Source organism: Pedobacter kyonggii (genome assembly GCF_004310665.1).
Taxonomy (GTDB): Bacteria; Bacteroidota; Bacteroidia; order Sphingobacteriales; family Sphingobacteriaceae; genus Pedobacter; species Pedobacter kyonggii.
Window position 1 is genome coordinate 73,917 of sequence record NZ_SIXF01000015.1, and the last position, 23,642, is coordinate 97,558.

Here is a 23,642-nt window from a genome sequence, read left to right on the forward strand (position 1 = left end):
TTCTATTTAAATTTTTATTTATTAACCTTTTATTGAATTACCATAACCCACAATGAGTACCGAAATGATGATGGTTAAAATACCCGCCAAAACAGTAATCAATGTTTTTCTCGACACACCTTTCCACTCTTTCAATACCAATCCCCATACATTGGCAATTAAAATGATAAAGGCCATGTGAAGAATCCACGAACTGGCACCATTGCCCATTTTGCTTTCGCCCATGCCATAGAAAAAGAACTGTAAGAACCATGTAGTACCTGCCAGGGCAGAAAAAATATAGTTTTTTAACAGCGGCGTTTTTGCATTGGTATAATCGCCAAATGTTTTATTCCTTGCATTTAATACCATACACCAGATAAAATTAGTGGTTAGGCCTCCCCAAAGCACAATTACATAAGTAACGTTGTTCTGGAATAAGAAATTACCTGTTTCAGCAGGATTTGCTGCTTTCCAGATTGCATTAGCGGCATCAGCCATTGGTTTACCGGCTTCGATACCAAAATTAAAGCAGGCACTTAAAACACCCGAAACAATACCTACGAATAACCCTAGACCGAATTTATATTCTGTTTTCACCTCCATGCCATGCGGATCGGTAATGCCAGATTTCATTTCCTTTTCTTTCATCATACCTGCTTTACCGCAGATTACAATACCGATAACACAGACTAAAAGCCCCAGCAATACCATACGCCCCCAATCGGTGTGCAAAAACATGGTAAAAGTATCTTTACCTGCCTGCGGAAAAAAATCGAAGTAAATGGATGGCAGGATTGAACCCAAAACCATACAAAGCCCTAAAATGATACTACTTCCTAATGATACGCCCAGATAACGAACGCCTAAACCATAGGTTAAGCCTCCAATCCCCCAAAGCACACCAAAAAAATAGGTTAACCATAAAATACTACCATTGGTACTGGTGATAATTGCCGTAAAATTCGGGATGGTTAAAAAAGCAGCAAGCGGCGGAACGATTAACCAGGAGAAGATTCCTCCAACGATCCAGTAACTTTCCCAGGCCCAGCCTTTTACTTTTTTGTACGGAATATAAAAACTTCCAGAGGCGAAACCACCGAAGAAATGAAAAATTACACCTAAAATTGCTTGCATGCGCTATTAATATATTTGGTTGCTCTAAAATAGAATATACGGTAATTTTAACTGTTATGCACTGTTATGGATGTGAAATAATATGGGATTATTTAGTCGGAAGACCGAAGACGGAGGTTGGAAGTTATGGTGTAGAATTACAAGCGTGTTGTAGTGGGCTTTTGGGTTAATTTTCGTGGTGTCGGATATTACTATCTGACACACATCTAATTCTTTATCTATCTTGATTAGAAGATTGCTTCACACTCTCCCACTATTCCTACGCTTCTGTTCGCAAAGACGATTTTTCGCAGGGGTAGAGATTTAGTTCTGTGTTGACCAGCGGGCTATAATGATGTTATATTTTTCCCTCAGAAGAAGATAAGCGCAGATTAATCTGGTATCAGATCAAATACTTTTTATTTTTTTAGCTTTAAAGATTGCTTCACTATCTTACGCTTCAGTTCGCAATGACGATTTATGTAGTTGGAAGCGCATAAATTAGCTTCGCAATATCTTCAATTACCTCAACCGATCTGAGGATTTTATAATGCCCTAGGTCTTCAAAAGATTTCGACCTGATTGCAGGATATTTATCCAGAAATTCTTTAAGGAACGGGTATGGCGAAATATGATCGGCTGGATCGAATACCAGGAAATGATTTAAATCCGGACTTAGTTGATACAGTTCTGTCAGGTTAAAGTGGCTAACAGGAACGGGGAATTCTTTGGCAAAGTTGCTGAAAAAAATATCCTGATCCTTTATGCCGATGTTCACCGAATCTAAACTTTGTTCAAAGTTTTCTTTCAGTCTGATTAATGGTGCGATGCTAATGAGCAGATTGGGAATTAAACCGAGCTCCTGCAAAGCAATTACATTAGCCATGCCACCAAGCGAATGTCCGATCAGAACATCAGGCTGCGCATAGTTTAAGGCAATAGATTTTACTGAACCGGCATATAACATCAGGTTGGAAAATTCAGAGATTGAGCTTCCGTTGCCAGGTGCATCAAAAGCAATAATTTCCAGGTCATCTATTTTCTGGAGTTCAATAATCAGCTCATAAAAATCTAAAGCCTTCGAAGCCCAGCCATGCGTAAGTAACACTTTACGTTTTCCATTTCCCCAGCTAAAGCAGTTAATGGTTATATCAGCATTGGTAAAATAGGCATCAAAAACCTTAAGGCTAAACTGTTTCGAGGTAGCAATAAGCTGTTCCTGGTGCAGGCGTAAGGGCATTTTGGGCGAGTAGAAAATAAACTCACGCATTAAAGCTGCATCAGGCGCTGCCTGTGTTAATTTTAGCTCGTTTACAATTTGTTTTAGCCTTTTCAATTCGAGCCTATTTACGGGTTAAACCAAATGTGATTTTAAATCAGCTGGAGAATAGTTGATTGATTTTAAGGTCTTGTCGTCAGATTTCCTGAATACCAGAAACAGTCCGTCGATTTCTTTGTAATAAGATTCTGTCTGGTCTTTATTTAAGTAAAACTGAATGGTTTGTTCAGCCTCTTCTACGGTTTTGCAGGCTTTGCTCATATTGGAGCGGTGAACTTCATCAAATAAAGTCTTAAATTTTCCACCTAAGCCGAACTCATGGATAGCACCGGCCAAAACATACTGCAGATCGCAAAGGGCATCAGCAACTTCTACAAGATCATCATTTTCTACTGCTTCCTGTAGTTCTTTCAACTCTTCGGCTAAAAGCGAAATACGCAAATTGGCTCTCTGTTTTGAAGGAATAACCGGACTTTCTAAAATTGGATGTTTAAAGGTAGTATGAAATTCTGCAACCTGGTTTAGCGAATTCGTTTCTTGCATGGTGATGTTTGATTTAATCTTTATACAGCAAACTTAAAAAAAATCGGAAGAAATAATGGGGAGAATTTATGCACAGTGTTAGGTTAATCGGTTAACTGTTTAAATTGGTTAATTGATTGTTGAACTGTTAAAACTGACTAGCGAGCTAATCGATTGATTTATCCGGCCATTTCTTGCCATGGAACACTGATTTGCACGAAAAGTAAAAAGAGACGCGTCATTCTGAATTTATTTCAGAATCTATCTGACTAGTTTTTTGCCGCAGAAAAACGGATTTGCACAGAACTTACTTTGAGCTTTAGTCTTTTACCTTTTTACCATTAAGAGATTAAGCACATTAAGATAAAAACGGCTTACCAGAGTTCATCCCAACAATTTAACAATCAAACCTTCAACAATTAACCTGTTAACCGATTTATACAATTAACCAAACTACCCATTCTTTTTCCCTTCCCTCACCACTTTAAAAAAATCCTCCTTATAGGTTTCGCCAATTGGAATGGCCTGATCGTTAATATAAACGGTATTCCCATCTATCATCTTAATTTTTTCGATAGAGATAATGTACGATTTATGAATGCGGTAAAATGGTGGCCGGGGCAGTTCGGTTTCCAGCTCACGCAGTGCCTGGTAGGTCACAATCCTTTGGGTGGCGGTATAAACCGAAACATAGTTTTTCAATCCTTCAATGTATAGGATATCTTCATAATTAACCTTAATAAACTTGTTCTTGGTATCGCCTTTAATGAAAATGAAATCGTTCCCCTGCATTACCTGCTGACTAACTACTTCTTGTTGCACAGGTGCCACAGGCATTAAAATCTGCTGTGCTTTAGTGGCTGCTTTATAAAAACGCTCGTATGAGATCGGTTTAAGCAAATAGTCTAGCACATCAAGATCAAAGCCTTCTAAAGCATATTCTGGATAAGCTGTGGTTAGGATTACCTTGCATTTACCTCCACAGATTTTTAAAAACTGGATCCCGGTTAACTCTGGCATCTGTATGTCTAAAAAAACAAGATCAACTTTACCTTCCTGAACCAGGTTAAGTGCTTCAAAAGCATCTGTAGTGGTCCCAACCAATGCTAAAAAAGGGGTTTTATTGATAAAGGCAGCAATAATATCTGAGGCGTAAGATTCATCATCAACGGCAAGGCAACGGATCATGGTTAAGGTTTAGCGGTTAGGGGTTGGCGATTAGCGTGAATTAACATTAGAATAGTTCTCAATGATACAAATTATCCTTTACAGATTTAAGATCAAAGTGCTTTTATAGGTATTGCCATTATTCGAAATCAACAATTCATGTTTTTCGGGATAAATCAGATCCAACCTACGGTGGATATTTACCATGCCCACACCGCTTGAATGATCTTTCTGCGCATGGCTGATCTTATTGCTCACCTCGAAACTTAAGCGTTTGTTCTGCACCTTAAGTTTAATGCGTACAGGCTGTGCTTCATCATTTACCACGCCATGTTTAAGCGCATTTTCAACAAATGGGATCAGGATCAGCGAAGCTATTTTTTGATTGGCAATGCCCTCGGTAGTAAAGTCGACATAAAATTTGGGTTCAAAACGCATCTTAAATAATGCAATATAACTCTCCAGGTATTCCACTTCCTTTTCTAAACTTACCTTTCCATCCGGACTATCATTTAAAGTATAACGCATCAGATCAGATAACCGCAAAACAGCATTGGCCAGTTTATCGGAAACGGGAATAGCTAGGGAGTACACATAATTTAAAGTATTGTACAGAAAGTGTGGATTGATCTGCGATTTTAAAAATAAAAGTTCAGCCTTCACCACTTCTTCCTTAAGTTTCCTGTTCACCTGTTCCGATTTAAAGCTCTGCTCGATACCATAAACCGCAGCCGGTGTTACAATGAACCCGATACTCCAATAAATATTATCTGAGATGTACTCCCAGGCAGTTGTACGGTCGTCGTAGTTATGAAAACCAAGCCATTTTAAATAAAGTACTTCTTCTATTAAATACCTAAGTACAATAAATACCCCTATGGTAAACAAAATGCCTCCAATTAACTGAAGTACTTTATTCTTTTTCAAAAATCTTGGATATACCCATAAGTAACAGATGTAGAACTCTATCAATTGTATGAAATTCATAGAGATACTCAAAGCGGCCTTGCTAAAAGTTGTGCCATCAATTAAATAGCCGCCATAAAAATACCCCAAAACAAGTACCCAGCACAGAATATGAATAGAAATGGTTTTTATTGTTTTCATGGACCAAAACTATACAAAGCTTTTCTAACCGCCTATTTTCTTATTCCAAACCTGCATATAATTATCCCAACCTGTGCATTTTAAGGATCAACACCTTTTATTGTCCGAAAAAGCATTGGGATAATATTTTAAAGGGTTGGGATTATTTAATTTTTAGGTTGATGCAACCTCTTCATCTTTGAATCGTCAATATAAAACAAACACGATATGAACCTCTTATTTAAATCTGCTCTTTTTGTGCTGCTTATTTTTAGCCTTCAAACCGCTTCTCCTCAAAACATTAAGGTATCGGGAACCGTTACCGACAAAAGTAATAAAGCACTTGATTATGCTTCAGTAGCATTAATCCACTTACCTGATTCGGCTTCGGTTGCCTTACAAGTCACCAACCAACAAGGTTTATACGAATTCAGCAATGTTAAATCTGGCAGGTATTTTATTAAAGCCTTAATGATGGGTTATGGTAAAAACCAATCTGTGCCTTTTGAAGTGAAAGATACATCTGTCAAAGTCCCATTAATTACGCTGGCAGACCATGCTCAAAACCTGAAAGATGTAAACATCGTATCGAAAATGCCTGTAATTGATCAAAAAGCAGACCGGGTGATTGTAAACGTAGAACAGATGAATACCGCAGGTGATAATGCACTGGAAGTAATCAGCAGGTCGCCGGGAGTAAAACTGGATAAGGACGATAACATTGTGTTGAAAGGTAAGAAAGGAATCAACGTGATGATTGACGGTAAGATGAGCTATATGACGGGCGTGGAATTAACCACTTACTTAAAATCGCTGCCCGGATCGGTATTAAGCAAAATCGAACTGATTTCTAACCCTCCATCCTCTTTCGATGCTGCTGGCACAGCAGGGATCATCAACATTAAACTCAAAAGAAATAAGATGCAGGGCTTTAATGGGAACCTGAATATGGGTGGTGGTTACGGCCGTTATGAAAAAGTTTACGCTGGCACCAACCTCAATTACAATATCGGTAAGGTGAGTACCTATGTACGCTTAAACGCCGGACACTATAATTCATACAACAGGTTAACTTTAAACAGAACCATTGGCGACGAACAATATAACCAGCACAATTTCTGGCACCCGGTAACCAACAGCCTAAATTACTCTACCGGTGCAGATTATTTTATTAACGAGAAACATACTTTAGGTGTAATGGTAAAAGGCTTTACTTCTCCTGCAGAAACCAAGGTAAACAGCAATTCGGTAAATTATAATGCGGCTGGTATAAAAATGGGCGGAACATCGATGTTTAATCCGCAGAGTAATACCGAAAAAAACCATGCATTTAACTTAAACTACCGTTTCAAAACAGATACATTGAGCGGTGAACTGGGTTTTGATGCCGATTATGTTCAATACGACAACAGCAAGAATGAAACCTTTACCAATAATTACCTCGATGCGAGTGATCAGCTGATCGGCAATCCGATCGATTTACGCAATAAAGGTATGGGCAATGTTTCTATCTATTCCATCAAGGCCGATTATAGCTTAAATTTTTCAAAAACATTAAAAATGGAAACTGGCTGGAAAAGCAGCTGGGTAAAATCGCAGAGCGATGTACGTTTCGATTCGCTAAAAACCGCTGGATGGATTAACGATCCGCGTCGAACTAACGCCTTTTTATATAATGAAAACATTAATGCAGGTTATCTTTCTTTAGATCAGAGTTTCAAAAACTTACAGATCAAAGCAGGTTTGCGAGCAGAACAGACCAGAGGTGATGGCAGTTCATCAGGTACAAATACCTTAATTGACAGGAAATACTGGAAACTTTTCCCAACACTATTTATCTCCTTAAAACTGGATTCGAGCAACCTCGTGACGGCTGCCTACCGTAAAAGCATCAACAGGCCATCATACAGCAGTTTAAATCCCTTTACCTTTTATACCGACCCCTATACTGCCATACAGGGAAACCCATTATTACAGCCATCTTATGCCAATAGTTTTGAATTTAATTACTCGATTAAAAATTTCAGGGTACTAACGTTGAGTTATTCGGTAAGTAATGGCGCGATGTGGGAAGTGATTTATCAGAACAATAATACAAAAGAAAGTATCTCCAGGCCAGAAAACCTGAATCGTACAACAAATTTTTATATGGCCACCGGAAGTCCTTTTGATGTAACTAAATGGTGGAACAACAGTACCGAAGTTTCTGTTGGTTATAACCGCACCACATCGGCAGTCCAGGGAAACGGCTATAATGCCTTCTCGTGGAATTGGTCTGTTATGTCGGATAATACCATCACTTTGCCCAAAAACTACAGCTTAACGATTTATGGTTATTACGATTCCCCTTCTATTTCTGGTTTATTCCGCAGTTTAGAAAGTTATCAGCTCAATGTTGGCGCTAAAAAGTCATTCTGGAACAAAAATGCAACACTTGCCTTAAAAGTAAACGATATCTTTAACACCAGTAAGTTCAGAGCCAATCTGGAGTACAATAACATTAAAACCTATTGGCAGAACGAATGGGAAAGCCGTAGAATAAACTTAAGTTTCACCTATAAATTCGGGAACATGAAAATCAAAACTGCCCGTAGCAGACAAACCGGAACAAGCGACGAGGAAAACAGAGTCGGCAAAAATTAAGATTAAAGGGTTAACTGTATAAATCGGTAACTGGTTAATTAAGCTCGATTTATCAATTCCAGCAGTTAACCAGTTTCAACTTGAGCTGTATTTCTCGATTTCAACAGTTTACCGATTAACCAGTTTCAACAATTAACCTTCTATAAAACCAGCAGCATCCAAACATTACAGGCAAAATGGCCAGAATTACCCAATGGGGCAGCGAGTTTTTTAAACCCTGCCTTTTCGTACATCTCGATTGCCCTTTTAAGATCGGGAAACGATTCCAGATAAATCTCGTTATAACCAAAATGCTGCGCCGATTCTATACTTTTCTCCATGAGCATTTTACCAATACCTTTTCCGCGCGAAGATGCCGAGGTGTACAATTTAACCAGCTCAACACAGCCATCCGGCAAGCCTTCGGTTGGATAAATACCACAGCCACCAACAATAAGCCCATCCTCTTCGGCCAACCAATAAGCCGATTGAGGATGTTCGAAAACTGTAGAGAGCTCATCGGTTGTTGGATCCGTATAAACAGTACCTGGCTTGTCGATTTTAAATTCTCTTAAAATTGTCCTGATCATTGAAGCAGTAGCTGCATTATCTTGTGCAGTAATTTTCCTGAGGGTAATGGCCATATCCTGTGTGTTTTTTCAACAAAGTTAAAAAATGGGCCAGATGCTTTATTAAAATAACAAAACAAAATGCAATCGAATTCTATTTATTAAGTATTAAACAGATTCATACCATGGAAAACGAAGAAAATAAAAAAGAAGCAGCAAAGGGCAACGATCACCCAAAACCGACTGACGATGTACAGCTCGAAATAGAAACCGTAATCCCTTCAACAGAAAAAGAAACGGATAAACCTTATGAGCAAGCACAAAAAAAAGAAAAGGATGAGGAAAAAGCAAAATCCGGTGATCAGGCGGAAGAAACAGACGTAACAGAGAAACCTGCTGAAGAAAACAAAACTGATAATGATGATAAACGGGACGATATTGAAACCGTTACACCAAGCGCTTAAGTTAATTTTGGTTAATGCCATATTGAGCTGAAATAGTTTTAGTATTTTGGCGTTATGAATAACATGAAAGAAAAACTATTGCTTTTCCTGTTTACCATAAGCATTTTTGGCTGTGGAATAAACAGGCAGGCACAGCAGATAAAAGCCCTGGAAGACTGCACCTATAAAATTACAGGGGTACAACAGGTATCGATTGCAGGTACAGATGTTAAAAAGTTAATGGACCAACAAAGCTTTAGCTTAACCAGTTTACCTGGGGTTGCCCTTGGTTTGTTAAGAAAAGACATTCCTTTAAAAGCCAATCTGAATTTAGAAATAACCAACCCATCAAGCAATTTAGCGGCCATAAACCAGTTCGAATATAAGATATTGGTTAATAATACAGATTTGGCAGAAGGCATTGTTAATCAAAATGTGAGTATTGCTCAAGGTCAAACAGTTACCGTTCCGGTACAATTGGTAAGCAACATTTACGGGTTAGTATCTAACGGTAATGTTTTTAATGATATTATCAAGGCTGCTCAGAAAGGATCAGCTTCAAAAGATGAAAAACTAGGTTTATTAACCATTAAAATAAAACCAACCTTTATGCTGGGCAATACACCTTTTAAATATCCGGGTTACATTACCATCAATAAAGATATCAGCAGTAAAATATTATTGTAAATACCACCACAAATAAGAATGCCTGCTTAACTGAATATGTTAAGCGGGCATTTTCGTTAAAAAGCTTTTACTAAAATTTCTTATCGGGCGTCATTACCATTCCCTTAAATCCTTTTGGGTCCAACTTTTCATCCAATGCTCTTAGTTCTGCTACTGATAGTTTTGACGGCATTACTGTTGTCGTTGTCCTTAAGCTAGCTGTTTTTGTAGCAGTAGTTACAAAACTTCCGTTTTTGGCATATAATAATGCGTAGGCCAACAAAGTTTCTGTTTCATCACCCCATGCCTTGGTTAAATCTTCGGCTGATTCCTTATCAACTGTAAGGCCAGAATAGTAGCCACCAACGCCAAGTTTATTTTTGGTTTCAAATTCTGGAATATACATATCCACCTTATCTATTCTGATCGGAAAGAAACCAACAGGTTTACCATAGGTTGTTGTACCAATTAGCTTTACATCCATTACCGGCTTTAAACTGTTAATGGTTAACTCGCTTGCCGAGGCTGTTGATCCAGTTACTATAAAATAAACCCTGTTTAATGTTAAACTACCTGATTTTGCAAATTTCTCAATATTATCGGCAGCTGTAGGTGAATAATTTAAATCGGCATAAGTGGCGTACTTTCCGTTTACGCCCGTGGTAAAGGTCTGTAACTTACCGCCATCATCTAACAGTGGTTGGTGTGCCAAAACAGAGGCTTTGCGCTGAGCAGTAGTGATCGACTGTAGGTAGTTATTATAATGGGAAGTAAACATCGTATTACCTGTTTCTCCTGCTGGTGCGGCTAAATTAATCATCTGGATAGCTGTTGAAACGTAACCACCACCGTTATAGCGTAAATCAACCACGAGTTCACTTACTCCTTGTGTAGCGAAACTAGAAAAAACTGAATTAATGGCGGCAGAGACATTGTCGGTGAAACTATTAAATACAATGTAACCAACTTTCTTTGTACCAACCGTATAAACATTGGTAAACAATATCGGATTAACGGTATATAGACTGCTTGATACAACAGCTGTTTTCGGATTGCTGTTAATATCATTGAAAGCCAAAGTCACCGTGGCATTTGTACCAAAAATGGCATTATTTAAAAAATTAACTGCATTTGGCCAGCTAAGATCCGTCCGTCCATTTACGCTGGTTATCCTACAGCCACGTGTTAAGCCCCGCTGCGCTGCAGGTGAGTTTGGATAAACATATTTTACCCTAAGGTCTGTGTCGTTGTTATACTGAACAGAAAAACCATAGTCATTGGCCGAACCGTTTACATCTGCTTTAAGCGCACCTGTTTTACCTGTTGTAGCCGCATTATAGTCGAAAAACGAATATTTGGGTTCGCCAGCTGTGCCTACATATTCATATGGCTTTCCTGTTGCCGGATCTAAAGAATATTGTGTCATAGCGTACAACTCAGCTTCGTTCGAACTAAATCCACGCGGATTAAACACTTCATAAGTTGGCAGCGAAGTATTCCAATAATAAAGTTCTTTACCGTATAAAAAGATAGAATCTTTAGTCAATTCATCCCGAGTTCCGGTAGGCGTAGTAACAACTGGTGGGCTTACTGGCTCATCAGGCGCAGGACTGCTCTTTTTGCAGCCGTTAATCGTCCCAAAGCTTAAAAAACCTAGTGCTACCAGGTAAAGGAATCTCTTATTTCTCATGGAAATTATTGTAACATTATCTTTTATATACGTACCGGGCAAAGGTTAAGTTGTTCAGGGAGAAACTTTTGTCAACCAACAAACTAAATTTAATTCAAAATATTGTGCTGCTGTGCATATGTATCAGTGAATTACGTAAATCTACCGATTAAATTACTTTTCACTGAGATATTCATTAAATTTCAAAAAAGATATTCCAAAACAGTGCCTGGACAAAAGTCCTTATGCCCCCATAAATTGTCGCCTTTGCACCGCTTAAGTCAATCAAATCCTGTGCAAATTTGTTATACTTAATTATCTGATTTAAAAACCAAGAACCATGGAAAAGATCGAATTTAAAACTACAATTAACGCCACAGCAGAAAAAGTTTGGGATGCGCTGTTTGGCGTAGAAACCTACCCCAAGTGGACAGCTGTTTTTGCAGAAGGATCGCGTGTAGAAACCGATTGGAAAAAAGGAAGCAAAGCCCTGTTTCTGGGTGATAACGGAGATGGAATGGTAGCTGTGATTCAAGACAATATCCCTAACCGGTACATGTCTATCAAACACCTGGGCGAAATAAAAGACGGCAAGGAAGATCTCAGCGGAGATTGGGGGGAGACATTCGAGAATTATACCCTCAATGAAAGAGATGGCAAGACAGAACTCCTCATCGATATGAACATTAGCGATGAATGGAAAGATTATTTCGAAAAAACCTGGCCGAAAGCGCTGGATAAGGTTAAAGAAATAGCCGAAAAACAGCATGAGCATAGCGAAACGTAAAAAAGAAAGCCCAAATGGGCTTTCTTTTTTACGCCATACATTGAAATTTACACCCATCGGATAAAAAATAGATAATGATTGCATCAGTTCTAATCAAGTAGGTAGGCCCGCTATTTTTCTCCAGGCGGATAATCAGGTTTGATTTACTGCTCCACTCAGCGCCAAGATGATTTTGAGCCACCTTTGTACATCACTTCTAATGCAAAACCAGGTCGATTATTTTTTTCCTGTCCCAAATGACCCTTTATTTGTCATAACCACACAGTACCTAAAGAACTGTTTATTCCTAAATTTAAATATCAGATCATTATTTTATGTTACTACAAGGTAAAAACGCAATTGTTTACGGGGCTGGCGGCTCACTTGGAGGTGCTATTGCAAATGCATTAGCAGCAGCTGGCGCCCATGTATTCCTTACTGGCCATAATCTCGAAAATGTAAGAAAAACGGCCGATAATATTGATTCCGCAGGCGGAAAAGCTTCAGTTCATCAAGTTGATGCCAGGGACGAAAAATCTGTAAACGACCATATTCATTCCGTAATTCATACAGCGGGATCTGTTGACATATCTTTTAATGCGATAGGCTGGCAGGACACACAGGATATCCCGTTGACAGACATGACTCTTGATGACTTTATCCGTCCGATAGTTATTGCCATGGAAACCCAGTTTATAACTGCCACTGCTGCTGGTAGGGTAATGAAAGCGCGCAAATCTGGTGTTGTACTTTCGCTTACCGCAACACCGGGAGGTATCGGCTACGCCAATGTAGGCGGCTTCGGCCCGGCGTGTAATGCCGTAGAAGGATTTTCTGGTAATCTTGCGTCAGAATTGGGCCCCTATGGTGTGAGGGTTATTAATATCCGGTCAGCCGGCTCTCCAGATTCAAGGGTTTTTAAGGAGGCCATAGAGGCCGGTGGCAACCAAGCAGAAGAATTCATTAAAAAGATGAAAAATGACACCATGCTAAAAGAGCTTCCCCTTATGGAAGATATAGCCAATACCGCAGTATTTCTTTCATCAGCTATGGCTGGTAAGATAACAGGCGTCACTATTGATGTTACTGCTGGTACTACAAGTGCATTAAATTATAAGCAAACAAACATCGCATTCCTGAAAAAAGATGCCCAATAATTTTCTATATAAAAAAGCGGTAATTTTTATTACTAAGGTAACCTTAGTCCTTAAATAACAAGCGTCGTAGGAAAATCTTTTTTTTGTTAGGCTGCAAAGGCTATTAAATCGAGTAGGAAGGTAGGGATTAGTTCCCTACCTGTCCTCTCACACCACCGTACGTACCGTTCGGTATACGGCGGTTTGTTAGAATAACTTCGTTTGGTGTGTTGTTTTCCAATAATAGTAGTTGGCAAATCCTTCAAAACCAAGTTTTGAAAAGTATGCTTTGTTTAGAGTGGTACGCAAGATTGGGCTATTTGCTGTTCTACAATAAGCCTTTCGGGTATTAGCCAATTGAAAAGCTCTACTTTTAACAATGCCCAACTTTATCAAATTACGTTCTCTACCTCGGCTACGCTTCCATTGTTTCCACAAAATCATCCTCAGTCTCTTTCTGGTTAGTTCATCGAGTCCTTCATGTGACTTTTGGCTTCTGCAAGCGAGAAATAGTTTACCCAGCCCCGGATGATTTCTCTAAGTTTCAATATCCTTGAAGTTAGTCGTTCAGACCTACTACGCATTGTATGCTCCCTGATCTTCTCCTTGATACGTAGTAGTGATTTGGATGCAATTCGCACCTTCCATCTCTTATTGACGCTATAAAATGAGAAACCAAGTAGCGTACTTTGCGTGGGTGTACTCACTTTGCTCTTTTCCCGATTGACCTTTAATTTCAAACGCTCTTCCAGATAAACAGTAATCTTATCCATTACCCTATAGGCAGACTTACTACTCCGAACGTAGATACTACAGTCATCTGCGTATCTAACGAAACGGTGCCCGCGCTCTTCGAGCGTAGAATCAAGTTCATTCAAAATGATGTTTGATAAAAGAGGACTCAAAGGACTACCTTGCGGAGTTCCTTCTCTTCTTGGAGTCACCAGTCCATTTTCCATAATACCACTACTCAGGTAAGAGCGGATAAGCCTCAATGTTCGTTTATCCTTTATCTTTAATGATAAAAGGCTCATGAGTTTGTCGTGATTGACCCGATCGAAGAACTTATTCAAGTCCAATTCTACAATCCAAGTATGACCTGAGTCGAGGTATTCCTGTGCCTTGAGCACAGCCTGATGGGCATTACGCTTCGGACGGAATCCGTAGCTATTTGGTGAAAAATCACCCTCATACTTTGGACTGAGCCATTGTGAAATGGCTTGCTGAATTAATCGGTCGATCACCGTAGGAATCCCCAACATTCTTCTTCCACCACCACTTTTGGGTATTTCTACCTTTCTAACGGCATCTGGACGATAATTGCCTTCCAAGATATCAGATCTTAATGTTTGCCAGTTTGCATTCAGGTAGTCACGAAGTTCATCGGTCTGCATACCATCAATACCGCCGGCGCCCTTATTGGCAGTAACCTGCCTAAAGGCTCTTTGTACATTTCGGATGTCTAATATTTCTTCAAGCATACTACTAAAAAAAAACTCCTTTCCAGGCATTGTGCACATTGGTTGCACGGCTAAACTCAGCTCCTCTTGCATTTTACTCTCGGATTCCGTCCTACCCTCATGCAAGCAGTTCTCTAATGTATTTCCGCTGTCAACGCTTTACCATAAACTTTATGTTTCCTCTGCCATCCTAACATTCAGTCCTTCCCGCTCTTGCGGTACTATGACCTCGGCTGACTTCTGAATACCCCATAATCCGTCTCCGGAAAATGTTTCCTCGCCTACATTCGCGCATGCATTTGACAGATTGTATTCAGATCTCCCAGGGTAAGACAATCTACTTTCTATGGATGTAGCCCCTGTATCTACGTAATAGTGTCCTTGCAGTATTGGACTTCTGTCTGTGTTGCAACATCATCCACACTATCCCGCCTTATATACAGTTCCTGTTCGTGGGCTCCCATATTTGCCGCTGACTTCCTTCAGATTCGTGGTCACCCACGACACCCTTGTCTTTAGCTAACACTTCCTACTGCTAAGCGTGTTCGGGATTCACACCCTATAGTCGATTGCCATGCCTGGCACACAACAAAAAAGTCTCGATATTATCGAGACTTTTAGAAGTGGTGCCACCTGGATTCGAACCAGGGACACAAGGATTTTCAGTCCTTTGCTCTACCGACTGAGCTATGGCACCCCCTTTGGGGATTGCAAATGTAGCATTCTTTTTTTCAAATCCAAAAAAGGATTTTAGATTTTATTCAGTTTTTCTCTTCAAATGTAACCTTACTAAGGCCATCTTTTTGATAAGCAGGAAGATGGACGGAAAATATTTTTATTTCGGCTTAGGTATTCCTTTTTGAAAGGACATAGAACCAAAAAAGCCTCTCATTTCTGAAAGGCTTTTGGAAGTGGTGCCACCTGGATTCGAACCAGGGACACAAGGATTTTCAGTCCTTTGCTCTACCGACTGAGCTATGGCACCATCCGTTTGGGATTGCAAATGTAGTGTTCTTTTTTCAAAAGCAAAACTTTTTTTCAATTATTTCATTGCTGCGCTGATTATCAATTAATTAATTTTTCACTTTTCTTAAAACAGGTCTTAATCCTTGCTTAGAATGAGTACAAACAAACAATTTTATTATTTTTTTTATGCATGCATAGCAATTTATTTAGATTAATATCCTAATTTAGCGTAACAATCTAATATTGCATGGTAGCACAGATCCTTTTTCTAGTACTTACACTTGCAGCAATTGCGCTGTTTACAGTTAACCTGCGTAAAATAATTCGCAATATCCGTTTAGGAAAACCGGTAGATCGGCAAGATCAGCCGCAAAAAAGATTAATGACCATGCTTCGCGTGGCCTTTGGTCAATCCAAGATGGTTGTCCGCCCCATCCCCGCTTTTCTCCATTTCTTTGTATATATTGGTTTTGTAATCATCAACATTGAAGTGTTGGAAATTATGATCGATGGCCTTTTCGGCACACACCGTATTTTTAATGGCCTGGGCGGCCTTTATAACTTTTTGATCGGTTCTTTCGAAATCCTTGCCTTTACCGTTTGGGTTTCTTGCGCTATTTTTCTTGTACGCAGAAATATCCTAAAACTTAAACGCTTTAGTGGCGTTGAGATGAAAAGCTGGCCAAAATCTGATGCCAATTACATCCTCATTACCGAGATTTTATTAATGAGCGCTTTCTTGTTAATGAACGCAGCCGATGCAAAATTACAGCTTTTGGGCGCCAGTCACTATGTTAACGCCGGTGCGTTTCCTGTTAGCCAATATTTGATGAATATACTGCCATCTACAGAGAGTGCCTTGGTTATCGTAGAGCGCAGCTGCTGGTGGTTCCACATTATAGGCATTCTGGCATTCTTAAATTACCTGCCTTACTCGAAACATTTTCATATTCTTTTCGCTTTTCCAAACACCTACTTTTCTAATTTAGAGCCTAAGGGTGAGTTCACCAATATGGCCTCAGTGACCAATGAGGTAAAAGCCATGCTCGATCCTTCTTTTGTTCCGGCAGAAACCGAACCCGGTAAATTTGGCGCCAAAGACGTAACCGACTTAAGTTGGGTAAACCTTATGAATGCTTATACCTGTACCGAGTGTGGGAGATGTACTTCGGTATGCCCGGCAAATATTACAGGTAAACTTTTATCGCCACGGAAAATTATGATGGATACCCGCGACCGCATCACCGAAGTGGGCCAAAATATTGACAAACACGGCGCTGAACATCAGGATGGAAAATCTTTATTGGATGACTACATTAGCAGAGAAGAAATTTGGGCCTGCACCAGTTGTAACGCCTGTGTAGAGGCCTGTCCGGTAAACATCGATCCATTGCAGATTATTATGGAGCTCCGCCGTTTTGCCGTGATGGAAGAGTCGCAGGCACCGGGCAGCATTAACGCCATGATGGGAAATATTGAGAATAACCAGGCACCCTGGAAATACTCTCCGGCCGATCGTTTTAACTGGGCACAAGAAAGCTAGCTTGACAGTTTTGTTGGCATTGAATTAAAATAATAATTACATCAGGTCTTGATACTTGATACTAGATACTAGACAAATGGAATTTAAAGTCCCTACAATGGCCGAGTTGATGGCCGCAGGTGAAGAACCGGAAATATTATTTTGGGTTGGCTGTGCTGGAAGTTATGATGAAAGAGCGCAGAAAATTACCCGCGACATTTGCAAGATCTTACATCATGTAGGCATAAAATACGCTGTTTTGGGAACAGAAGAAAGCTGCACCGGAGATCCTGCTAAAAGGGCTGGCAACGAATTCCTTTTCCAGATGCAGGCCATGACCAATATTGAGGTATTGAATGCTTACAATATCAAAAAAATTGTAACAGGCTGTCCACATTGCTTCAATACCATTAAAAATGAATATCCGGGTTTAGGCGGCACTTACGAAGTAATCCACCACACGCAATTGATCCAGGATTTAATTAACGAGGGCAAACTAAAAGCTGAAGGTGGCGAAAGTTTCAAAGGTAAAAAAATCACCTATCACGATCCATGTTATCTGGGCCGTGGAAATGGAATTTACGAAGCGCCAAGAAAAGCGCTGGAAGTACTTGATGCACAGTTGGTAGAAATGAAACGCTGCAAAAGTAATGGCCTGTGTTGTGGCGCCGGAGGTGCACAGATGTTTAAAGAACCAGAAAAGGGAAATAAAGATATTAATGTAGAACGCATTGATGAGGCTTTACAAACCAATCCGCAGGTTATTGCAGCAGGTTGCCCTTTCTGCATGACCATGCTAAGTGACGGTATTAAACTAAAAGATAAAGAGCAGGAAATTAAGGTGTTGGATATTGCCGAGATTACAGCAAGGGCAAACGGACTGTAACCTCAGCTTTTAACTAAACAAATAAAGCCTGAACATCGATGATGCTCAGGCTTTATCATATTGTTAATTCTTGATTTGTTATACCGCATCAGATAAAGAGGTAAAAGTAAAATCTCTTATTCTTAATGGAGGTAAAAGATAGTTGGCTTCCGATTCGGCACTAACTGTTCTTTCAGCTATTCCGATTTCATCCAGGTTATTCAACATAATAATCGGACTCTCATTGAAACGGAAATTTTTGACAGGGAACTTAATTTCACCGTTTTCGATGTAAAAAGTACCATCCCTGGTCAGCCCTGTCAGCAAAAGGGTTTGTGGATCTACCGTTCGGATGTACCATAAGCGTGTAACCAATATACCTTTTTCTGTTCCTTTGATCAGCTCTTCCAGGGTTTTCGTTCCGCCCTTCATAATGGCGCCAGCTGGGAAGGGGATCGCTTTAATCCCGGTTTTTTGCGCCCAGTACCTCGAGCTGTATAAATTTTTAACTACTCCTTTTTCTATCCAGTTTACTTTCTGCTGAGGCCTTCCATCCCCAGACCATGTTGCAGTTGGCAGTTCGGGATTCCATGGGTCTGAATAAATATTTACTCTTTCATCCACCAGCTGTTCTCCCAATTTTGTCTTACCTCCGGTTTTGCTCATAAAGCTCCGTCCTTCATCGGCCTGCCTGGCATCCATCGAGAAGAATAGGTTTTCCAGCATCACCGCTACCGCAGTCGGTTCTAAAATAACGGTATATTTTCCTGGCTCAATGGCTTTTGCAGTTACCGATGACATGGCCTTTTTAGCTGCTATAGCCGTATCGGCTTTTGCATTGAGTTTACTAAAATCATTGTATCCTCTTGTGGCATAACCAGATCCTTTACCATCATCAGTTCTTACGGTAATATTAAAAGCTACATCGGTTGAAGTATTGTAGGCAAATAAACCTTTACTGTTCATCATTGCCGAACAGCCTATACTGTTGGATAAAAACCCTGCCGCATTCAGCTTGCTGTCTATAGCCTGTTTTAAACTGGCCTGTACTGCATCGGCTCTGTCTTTCGGGGTAACGGCTGCTGTAACCGGAGAAAACGTTGGTGAATCGGCACCATATTCCTGCGGACTGAGAAAAGGCATAAATTCAGGATTTTCGGGTGCCAGCTGAGCAAGTTCTTCTGCCCTGCGCACTACTTTTTCCAATGAGGCATCGTCAAATTCATTTATAGTGGCCGTACCCAGTTTTTTCCCGAAGGCAGAACTAACTACCAGGCTGTTGGCGCTTATTCCCCCACTGGTTGATACCGAATTTCGGGCGTACCTTATATTACCGCTATCTGAGCAATTTAGGTTTACTTCACATTGTTCTGCTTTAGAGTAAGAAAGCACTTTAGTTAAAAGTGCCTTTGCTTCTGCTTTTGTTAAGATTGGCATAATTTCTATCAGATTTTTCTAGCGGTGTTGATCACATTAACTTTATTAAAACGTGTGGTTGCCGATCCGTGGGATACAGCACTCACCTGACCTGGCTGGCCTTTACCATCGAAAAAAGAGCCTCCCAAACGGTAATCACTTTCATCGCAGATAGCCACGCACGAATTCCAGAACTCCTGGGTATTGGCCTGATAGGCTACATCTTTAAGCATGCCTGCGATTTTGCCATCTTTAATTTCGTAATAAAGCTGGCCGCCGAACTGAAAGTTATAACGTTGCTGATCGATAGAGAAAGACCCATCGCCCACAATGTAAATGCCTTTTTCCACATTTTTGATCTGATCGGCTATACTCAGCTTGGCTTTGCCCGGCTGCAAAGAAATGTTGGCCATGCGCTGAAACTGCACACTACTCCAGTTATCGGCATAACAACAGCCCTGTGAAGCATTTAAACCTAATATATGCGCCTGATCTCTGATGGCCTGATAATTTACCAATATACCGTCTTTAATCACATCCCATTTTCCGCATTTTACACCTTCATCATCATACCCAACAGCTCCTAACGATCCGACTTCGGTTTTATCGGCCGTAATATTTACTTCTTTGCTGCCATAATTAAATTTTTTAGATTCCCATTTGTCAAGTGTCAGGAAACTGGTTCCTGCATAATTGGCCTCATAGCCCAACACGCGGTCAAGCTCGGTTGGATGACCACACGATTCATGTATGGTTAACCATAAATGTGAAGGATCCAATACCAGATCATACTTACCTGGCTCTACTGATTTTGCCTTCATTTTTTCACCCAACTGCCTGGCTCCCTGTGTAGCATCTTCAAGCATATCGTACCTGCCTTTATAAAGCGTGCCCGAAGCTGTTTGTATTTTATCCTGTGGCCTTGCATCCAGGTATTCGTATCCCTTGCCTGTAGGTGCACTCAATGCATTTCTCGTTTCGAACTTACCTGTTGCCTTATCTATTTTAGTGATAAAAAAAGTAGGCCAGATGCGGTGAATATCCTGGTCGATATAAGAACCATCGGTAGATGCAAAATATTTTTGTTCATTTACGGCAAATAAGATGGAATTAATATAATCTACACCACCTTTCATAGCCGCATCGTTCACCGCCAGCAATAAATCTACCTTTTCTTTTACGGGTACCTCAAAAGTATTTTTCTCAATCGGCGCTTTCCAGCTTACCTCACCATATCCTTTTTGTGGCGCCAACTTTACGGGCTCTCTTAACAAACGGGCATTTTCTTTGGCAATAGTTACCGCCAGTTCTGCTGCTTTGGCGATACTATCTTTGTCCATTTTGTCGGTTGCCGCAAATCCCCAACTGCCATTCGAAATTACCCTGATACCAATCCCATACGATTCGGTATTTACAATATTTTCTACTTTATCCTCGCGTGTAACGACGTATTGGTTAAGATACCTGCCTACGCGTACATCAGTATAAGTTGCCCCTTTTGAGCGTGCCGCATTTAGGGCTACATCAGACAAGATTTTTTTAGCCGCCGGATCGATATACGTTAAGGCTTGCTCGGGGGAAATCTCTTTCCCAAAAACTGGAATAGCAGGAAGCATAGCCGCGGCAGCTCCTACGCCAGTTAAATAAATAAAGTTTCTACGTTTCAAGATGAGATTGTTTTAAGTTGACTGAATATAAGTGTTTTAGCTTATTCCCCGAAATTTCCTATTTAAATTTTAAGGATTTAGATCTTCATAAATGTTTTTTGCCAAGTAGGCAAGGAGAGAACTGAATTAATCTGTTAAATTATCATGCTGAGGACAGCCAACGTCCTAAGTTTGGATAAACAAAAAAGATTCTTAATGAGAGAAGACTACATCTATAATTTATCTGCTATCACGCGTTTACAACAGATCGATCAATGGAAAACGCTGTAGAAAATGTTTTTGATGCCAGCAGTAGTAAAAAAGACCGCCTGCGAAATAGGCAAATACATCTGCAATATCAGCCCTGGTATAAAGGGCCGTAGCCGGTAATATCCATTCCGGCACCATCGATCACACACCGTAAACAACTGAAAATCAATAAAATAAAGTTTATTTATTTTTGCTTGTAAATTAATTGTAAAACATTTTTTTCAAGATTTCCCTGTCCCTTGAATTCGTAATTCCTTCAATAGTTTTTTTAAAATATTTTGATTTTATCAGGAGACTTTACTCCCCTAAAAGAAGTGAACTGCTCTAGTGGATTGGCGGCTTTTAATCTAGATATTTTAAGATATTGAAAGACTATCGCAATCGGCTGTTATTTATCCGATAAATAGGAAGACCATAACGCTAACAAATAAAAAAACCACAACGCTAATAAATAAAAAAACTACAACTCTTTTTAATAGAAAAACAACAGCACTTTTTAATAAAAATAACACAACACTATTTAATAGAAATACACCGATATTTTTTTACATTTGTACTATAGCATCATGGATCAAGAAAACAAAAGTTTTCTTTCAAAAGAAATAAAAAATGGCGACACCACAGGAAAGATTTGCAGCGGCATTACGTGTATTAAAGGACTTACAGGATAGAAATGAAGTGGCTATAACCGGTGAGGATTTACCTAACCGTATCTACCGAGAGATATTGCTAAAAAACGGTTTCATAAAAGAGGTAGTCAGGGGCTGGTATGTGAGCTCAGACCCGAATGCCAGTCCTGGAGAAACGACCTCATGGTATAGCTCATATTGGGATTTTTGTCTAAAATTTTTAAATTCGAGGTATGGCAATGATTGGATTTTATCGGCCGATCAGTCACTCAAGATCCATGCAGGGAATTGGTCGGTTCCAGCCCAGTTATTTTTGCGATCTCCCAAAGGCAACAATAACCCAACCTCCTTGGCGCACAATACATCTCTATTTAATTACAGGGCGGATCTTCCTGCTCCCGAATTGACCACTATAAAAAGAGGCATAAGGATGTATAGTTTACCGGGCGCGCTTCTTTACTGCTCTGCAGCCTCATTCAGCGGTAATGGCCTTGACGCACGAACCGCACTGTCATTGATTAGAGACGCTTCTGAGCTACTTCCGGTGCTGCTTGAAAATGGCCATTCAGTAATTGCCGGGCGGCTTGGAGGCGCCTTCAGAAATATTGGTCGTGAAAGGATTGCTGACCAAATAATTGAAACCATGCGCCAAGCAGGTTACGATGTACGAGAAGATGATCCTTTTCAGGCTAAAATAACAATCGATCTTTCTCTAGGTGAACGGTCTCCTTTTGTGAACCGTATCAAACTCATGTGGCAACAGATGCGGGATGTGGTAATACGGGATTTTCCAGTACCACCTGGACTTCCAAAAGATCATAAGGCTTACCTGGAAAATGTGGATTCGATTTATATCACCGATGCCTACCACTCTTTGTCTATAGAGCGATACAAGGTAACACCTGAACTAATAGAAAGAGTGAGTTTGGGTTCCTGGAATACCAAAGGTAATGCGGAGGACAGAAAGCAACAGGACGCAATGGCCGCACGGGGTTATTTCCAGACTTTCCAGATAGTGAAGGAGTCAGTAAAAAACATACTGGAGGGTCAAAATCCAGGGGTCCAGGTTGACAAGGACCATCCGCGCTGGTATCGAGAGTTATTTGACCCTAGCGTTGCCGCTGGTATTTTAAAAGCCTCTGATCTTGCCGGATACCGTAGCAATCAGGTATATATTAGCAATTCGCAACACGTGCCCTTGAGTGTTGATGCAATGAGGGATTGCATGCCTGTACTATTCGAACTTTTAGAGGGTGAGCCTGAGGCTTCTGTTAGGGCGGTTTTGGGTCACTTTGTTTTCGTATTCATTCACCCTTACATGGATGGCAACGGGCGGATGGGCCGGTTCCTGATGAATGCAATGTTGGCTTCAGGGGGATATCCCTGGACAGTAATTCCGGTAGAAAAAAGAGAGGAGTATATGAAGGCACTGGAACATGCGAGCATTGAGCAGGATATAAGCGAATTTTCTAAGTTTCTCGCCTATTTAGTGAACGAGGGATTAAAAGGAAAACCTGTAGCTGTTCTCCCTCAATAAGGAATTCTTTCTCCAATCGTATTGTTACTGGGTAATGATTATCTAGCATTTTGCTATTGACCTGAATGCAAAGATGGAGAGTCCGCCGATAAAATGCCCTTCGGACATTGATTTTTCTTTTGTGACATGCCTAACAAGAGTTTAAGAATACTTAACTATAAGTTGCTGCTCAGTTTTTATAAGACTGAAGCCTCATCCTTAACATGTTAAGCCCGCGTGGAATTTATCCTAGCAAACCCATAAACAGTCCTTCGATTTTTTCTGCCTCAGAAAAATCAGCCAGAAAAATGGCGGGCGAAGCCCGCCGCGAA

Annotated in this window: 17 protein-coding genes, 2 tRNA genes and 1 pseudogene; 8 read left to right on the forward strand and 12 right to left on the reverse strand. The window is 40.2% G+C overall.

Going from position 1 to position 23,642, the window contains the following annotated elements:
- Positions 1–21: 21 nt before the first annotated feature.
- From rhaT to EYS08_RS15565, 5 genes are all read right to left on the reverse strand, one after another.
- Entirely contained in the window at positions 22–1,116 is a 1,095-nt protein-coding gene (gene rhaT / locus EYS08_RS15545; RefSeq protein ID WP_131030897.1) for an L-rhamnose/proton symporter RhaT, read from the reverse strand.
- A 457-nt stretch (positions 1,117–1,573) separates the two neighbouring features.
- The gene (locus EYS08_RS15550; protein ID WP_131030898.1) at positions 1,574–2,431 is read right to left on the reverse strand and encodes an alpha/beta hydrolase; all 858 of its coding nucleotides are present in this window, start codon (positions 2,429–2,431) and stop codon (positions 1,574–1,576) included.
- An 18-nt stretch (positions 2,432–2,449) separates the two neighbouring features.
- Positions 2,450–2,917, reverse strand: a complete 468-nt coding sequence (locus EYS08_RS15555; RefSeq protein ID WP_029277032.1) for a pyrophosphohydrolase domain-containing protein — start codon at positions 2,915–2,917, stop codon at positions 2,450–2,452.
- A 432-nt stretch (positions 2,918–3,349) separates the two neighbouring features.
- On the reverse strand, positions 3,350–4,084 hold the full coding sequence (locus EYS08_RS15560) for a LytR/AlgR family response regulator transcription factor (protein WP_131030899.1): 735 nt from the start codon (positions 4,082–4,084) through the stop codon (positions 3,350–3,352).
- 78 nt (positions 4,085–4,162) lie between these two features.
- On the reverse strand, positions 4,163–5,170 hold the full coding sequence (locus EYS08_RS15565; RefSeq protein WP_131030900.1) for a sensor histidine kinase: 1,008 nt from the start codon (positions 5,168–5,170) through the stop codon (positions 4,163–4,165).
- A gap of 207 nt (positions 5,171–5,377) precedes the next feature.
- On the opposite strand from EYS08_RS15565, the gene EYS08_RS15570 reads away from it, so the two are divergent.
- Positions 5,378–7,792 (forward strand): outer membrane beta-barrel family protein, encoded by a 2,415-nt coding sequence (locus tag EYS08_RS15570; RefSeq protein WP_131030901.1) that lies wholly within the window; start codon positions 5,378–5,380, stop codon positions 7,790–7,792.
- Between the two features lie 140 nt (positions 7,793–7,932).
- Here the strand turns inward: EYS08_RS15570 and EYS08_RS15575 are convergent, their stop codons facing one another.
- The gene (locus tag EYS08_RS15575; protein ID WP_131030902.1) at positions 7,933–8,415 is read right to left on the reverse strand and encodes a GNAT family N-acetyltransferase; all 483 of its coding nucleotides are present in this window, start codon (positions 8,413–8,415) and stop codon (positions 7,933–7,935) included.
- A gap of 110 nt (positions 8,416–8,525) precedes the next feature.
- Here EYS08_RS15575 and EYS08_RS15580 point away from each other — a divergent pair, with 110 nt between their 5' ends.
- Positions 8,526–8,804 carry a hypothetical protein gene (locus EYS08_RS15580; RefSeq protein ID WP_131030903.1) on the forward strand — a complete coding sequence of 93 codons (279 nt, stop codon included), beginning with the start codon at positions 8,526–8,528 and terminating at the stop codon, positions 8,802–8,804.
- Between the two features lie 63 nt (positions 8,805–8,867).
- Positions 8,868–9,470 (forward strand): Rossmann-fold NAD(P)-binding domain-containing protein, encoded by a 603-nt coding sequence (locus EYS08_RS15585; RefSeq protein ID WP_131030904.1) that lies wholly within the window; start codon positions 8,868–8,870, stop codon positions 9,468–9,470.
- A gap of 70 nt (positions 9,471–9,540) precedes the next feature.
- Here the strand turns inward: EYS08_RS15585 and EYS08_RS15590 are convergent, their stop codons facing one another.
- A complete protein-coding gene (locus EYS08_RS15590; protein WP_131030905.1) occupies positions 9,541–11,139 on the reverse strand; it encodes a S41 family peptidase in 1,599 nt (532 codons plus the stop codon).
- A 319-nt stretch (positions 11,140–11,458) separates the two neighbouring features.
- On the opposite strand from EYS08_RS15590, the gene EYS08_RS15595 reads away from it, so the two are divergent.
- Both EYS08_RS15595 and EYS08_RS15600 read left to right on the forward strand, forming a co-directional pair.
- Positions 11,459–11,905: an SRPBCC family protein gene (locus tag EYS08_RS15595; RefSeq protein WP_131030906.1), complete on the forward strand. Its 447-nt coding sequence runs from the start codon at positions 11,459–11,461 to the stop codon at positions 11,903–11,905.
- Between the two features lie 314 nt (positions 11,906–12,219).
- Positions 12,220–13,041: an SDR family NAD(P)-dependent oxidoreductase gene (locus tag EYS08_RS15600; protein WP_131030907.1), complete on the forward strand. Its 822-nt coding sequence runs from the start codon at positions 12,220–12,222 to the stop codon at positions 13,039–13,041.
- Positions 13,042–13,227: 186 nt separating this feature from the next.
- On the opposite strand, the pseudogene ltrA reads toward EYS08_RS15600, so the two are convergent.
- From ltrA to EYS08_RS15615, 3 genes and pseudogenes are all read right to left on the reverse strand, one after another.
- Positions 13,228–14,573: pseudogene (gene ltrA, locus EYS08_RS15605) on the reverse strand (group II intron reverse transcriptase/maturase).
- A gap of 531 nt (positions 14,574–15,104) precedes the next feature.
- A tRNA-Phe gene (locus tag EYS08_RS15610) sits at positions 15,105–15,177 on the reverse strand.
- A 215-nt stretch (positions 15,178–15,392) separates the two neighbouring features.
- Positions 15,393–15,465: transfer RNA gene (locus EYS08_RS15615), tRNA-Phe, on the reverse strand.
- Positions 15,466–15,693: 228 nt separating this feature from the next.
- Here EYS08_RS15615 and EYS08_RS15620 point away from each other — a divergent pair.
- Positions 15,694–16,989, forward strand: a complete 1,296-nt coding sequence (locus EYS08_RS15620; protein WP_131030908.1) for a (Fe-S)-binding protein — start codon at positions 15,694–15,696, stop codon at positions 16,987–16,989.
- A 76-nt stretch (positions 16,990–17,065) separates the two neighbouring features.
- Positions 17,066–17,854: a (Fe-S)-binding protein gene (locus EYS08_RS15625; RefSeq protein WP_131030909.1), complete on the forward strand. Its 789-nt coding sequence runs from the start codon at positions 17,066–17,068 to the stop codon at positions 17,852–17,854.
- A 78-nt stretch (positions 17,855–17,932) separates the two neighbouring features.
- Here the strand turns inward: EYS08_RS15625 and EYS08_RS15630 are convergent, their stop codons facing one another.
- Complete coding sequence (locus EYS08_RS15630) at positions 17,933–19,270, reverse strand: TldD/PmbA family protein (RefSeq protein ID WP_208745870.1); 1,338 nt, start codon at positions 19,268–19,270, stop codon at positions 17,933–17,935.
- Positions 19,271–19,278: 8 nt separating this feature from the next.
- Positions 19,279–20,916 carry a TldD/PmbA family protein gene (locus tag EYS08_RS15635; RefSeq protein WP_131030911.1) on the reverse strand — a complete coding sequence of 546 codons (1,638 nt, stop codon included), beginning with the start codon at positions 20,914–20,916 and terminating at the stop codon, positions 19,279–19,281.
- An 858-nt stretch (positions 20,917–21,774) separates the two neighbouring features.
- Here EYS08_RS15635 and EYS08_RS15640 point away from each other — a divergent pair.
- The gene (locus EYS08_RS15640) at positions 21,775–23,331 is read left to right on the forward strand and encodes a Fic family protein (protein ID WP_131030912.1); all 1,557 of its coding nucleotides are present in this window, start codon (positions 21,775–21,777) and stop codon (positions 23,329–23,331) included.
- The last annotated feature ends 311 nt before the right edge of the window (positions 23,332–23,642 follow it).